2 protein-coding genes and 2 pseudogenes are annotated in these 2,270 nt (G+C 61.3%); all 4 read right to left on the reverse strand.

What is annotated here, in order from left to right; all coding sequences use genetic code 11:
* A pseudogene (locus FHS79_RS18435) lies at window positions 1-295 on the reverse strand (hypothetical protein); the annotation flags it as partial.
* A 34-nt stretch (window positions 296-329) separates the two neighbouring features.
* The gene (locus FHS79_RS18440) at window positions 330-953 is read right to left on the reverse strand and encodes a transmembrane anchor protein (protein WP_184203305.1); all 624 of its coding nucleotides are present in this window, start codon (window positions 951-953) and stop codon (window positions 330-332) included.
* 3 nt (window positions 954-956) lie between these two features.
* On the reverse strand, window positions 957-1,682 hold the full coding sequence (locus FHS79_RS18445) for a HupE/UreJ family protein (RefSeq protein ID WP_184203307.1): 726 nt from the start codon (window positions 1,680-1,682) through the stop codon (window positions 957-959).
* Between the two features lie 10 nt (window positions 1,683-1,692).
* Window positions 1,693-2,178, reverse strand: a pseudogene (locus FHS79_RS18450) (efflux RND transporter permease subunit); the annotation flags it as partial.
* Window positions 2,179-2,270: the final 92 nt, after the last annotated feature.

Here is a 2,270-nt window from a genome sequence, read left to right on the forward strand (position 1 = left end):
CCGATCGGGGGCCTTTTTGCAAACAACCGGGCCGCACCGAAAATGGCCTGCTTTTACACCGCCACACTGGCCTGGAATCCGACCGCCGTTGACAAGCCCCGACAATCGGGCCTATGCCGATATAGGCGAGCATTTTGATCGCCAGCGCCGTGCCCAGCACCGCGCCCGCGTTGCCGCCCGCCAGCTCGTAAGCGAGCAAACCCAGCGCCACCGTCGCTAGACCGGTGCCGACCAGCGCGACGATTTGCGCGAGCAACAAATGCCGATAGGTGCGGTTGGCGAGAATGGACAGCATCTACGCGCACCAACTGCCTGCTGGATGAGCGCCCTCAAACGACACGCTTGATCTCGGTGTATGCGCCAGTGGTGCGCAGGGTGATAGTCACCGGGGCATCCGAGCGGTTGCGCCAGAACCAGCCATGCTTGCCGTCGAAGGCAGCATTGAGAGAGCCGCGCTCGCCGGTCGATTCCCTGCCTTTGCCATAGCCGTGATAATCGATCCCCGGCGCGTCGGCATGAGTGTCGTAATTGACGTGCCCGCCCGCTACTGACCAGTCGAAACCGATTTGAATTCCCTTGGTCGCGGTGGCCTTGACTTCAGCGGCCTCGCCGACGGCGAGTTTCACCGTGATGGTATCGCTCCGCTCAGCACCGGTCTCGGTGCCAGCCTCTGATTTTCCAGGCACCGCAACAGTAGGGGCTGCGGGCTGGCTGGCTAGCGTTGCTTCAACGGCAGCATCACGCGCTGCCTCCTGTGCCAGCTGCATCTTGATCTTACCCATTTCCGTCAGTCCAAACAAACGGCCGATTCCTGTTGGATCGACGCCATATTCGGAAGGGAGAATGACCGTTGCCAGCAGCGCGGCGGCCACGCCGCCGGCGAGCAGAGTTGAGCCCAAGAGCTGGCGCGAACTGGGTAATTCGGAAATCGGGGGAAGTTGTGAATTGAACATGGGTCAGGCTCCTTGGGAGATCATAAGACCGGAAAGCTGAAAACCGACGAGCAGGAAACCTGCGGTCATCAGTGCGACATTGGCGGCAAAGGCATGGCGACCGAAGCTTTTGGTCCGGCGCCACGCGCTCATCGCAATGAGGATGGCTGAGAGCGCCAGAAGCTGCCCGATCTCGACTCCAATATTGAAGGCGATCAAATTGGGTAGCAGCCCGTCTTTCGACAATTCGAATTCCAAGACCTTGGTGGCAAGTCCAAAGCCGTGAAAAAGGCCGAAAATCAGCGTTGCAATCTTTGTATCGGGCTGCACGCCGAACCAGCGACGGAATGCGCCGAGATTGTCGAGTGCCTTGTAAACGACCGACAGTCCGATGATTGCGTCGATCAGATATGCATTCGCCGAAACGCCGGTCAGCACGCCGAACAACATGGTCGTCGAATGGCCGACCGCGAACAGCGTCACGTAGGTGGCGATGTGCTTGAGCCGGTAAAGGAAGAAGATGACCCCGAACAAGAAGAGCAGATGGTCGTAACCGGTGACCATGTGTTTGGCCCCCAAATACATGAACGGGCCAAACTGTACGCCGCTCACTTCCTGGACATAGCCCTGATCGCCCTCTGCCACGCCGTGGGCATAGGCGGCGGCCGACCACAGCAACGTGACCAAGATCGCGGCGAGCGCGATCAGCGGGCCGGAGAGACGCTGTCGGCACATAAATTTGTCGGGCATCACTGATTCCTCACGTCGAAATTTGCGGTGCGAGCGGCCCATCGGCCTGTTCGTCGCTGGCGCGACGGCCGTGGACGATCCGGTAAAGCGCGGGCAGCACGACGAGCGTCAGCAGGGTCGAGGAGATGATCCCGCCGATGACGACCGTCGCGAGCGGACGCTGCACTTCCGACCCCAACCCTACATTGAGGGCCATCGGAACGAACCCAAGGCTCGCCACCAGCGCGGTCATCAGCACCGGACGGAGACGGGTCAATGCACCTTCGCGGATCGCATCGTCGAGGTGACGCCCCTCTGCACGGAGTTGCTGGATGAAGGTCAGCATAACGACGCCATTGAGGACGGCGACGCCCGACAGCGCGATGAACCCGACGCCCGCCGAGATCGAGAACGGGATGCCGCGCAACAGCAGCGCCGCCACCCCTCCGGTCAGCGCGAGCGGGACGCCCGAAAATACGATTGCCGCATCCTTGGCGGATTTGAACAGCATGACCAGGTAACCGGGGCAGATTGCCGGGCGTTAGGCAGCAGCGAGCCTGACGAGGCTGGGCAGACTGGGGATGCTCGACGCCCCTGGGACAGCGAAGC

It is taken from the genome of Polymorphobacter multimanifer (genome assembly GCF_014205635.1).
GTDB classification, from domain to species: Bacteria; Pseudomonadota; Alphaproteobacteria; order Sphingomonadales; family Sphingomonadaceae; genus Sandarakinorhabdus; species Sandarakinorhabdus multimanifer.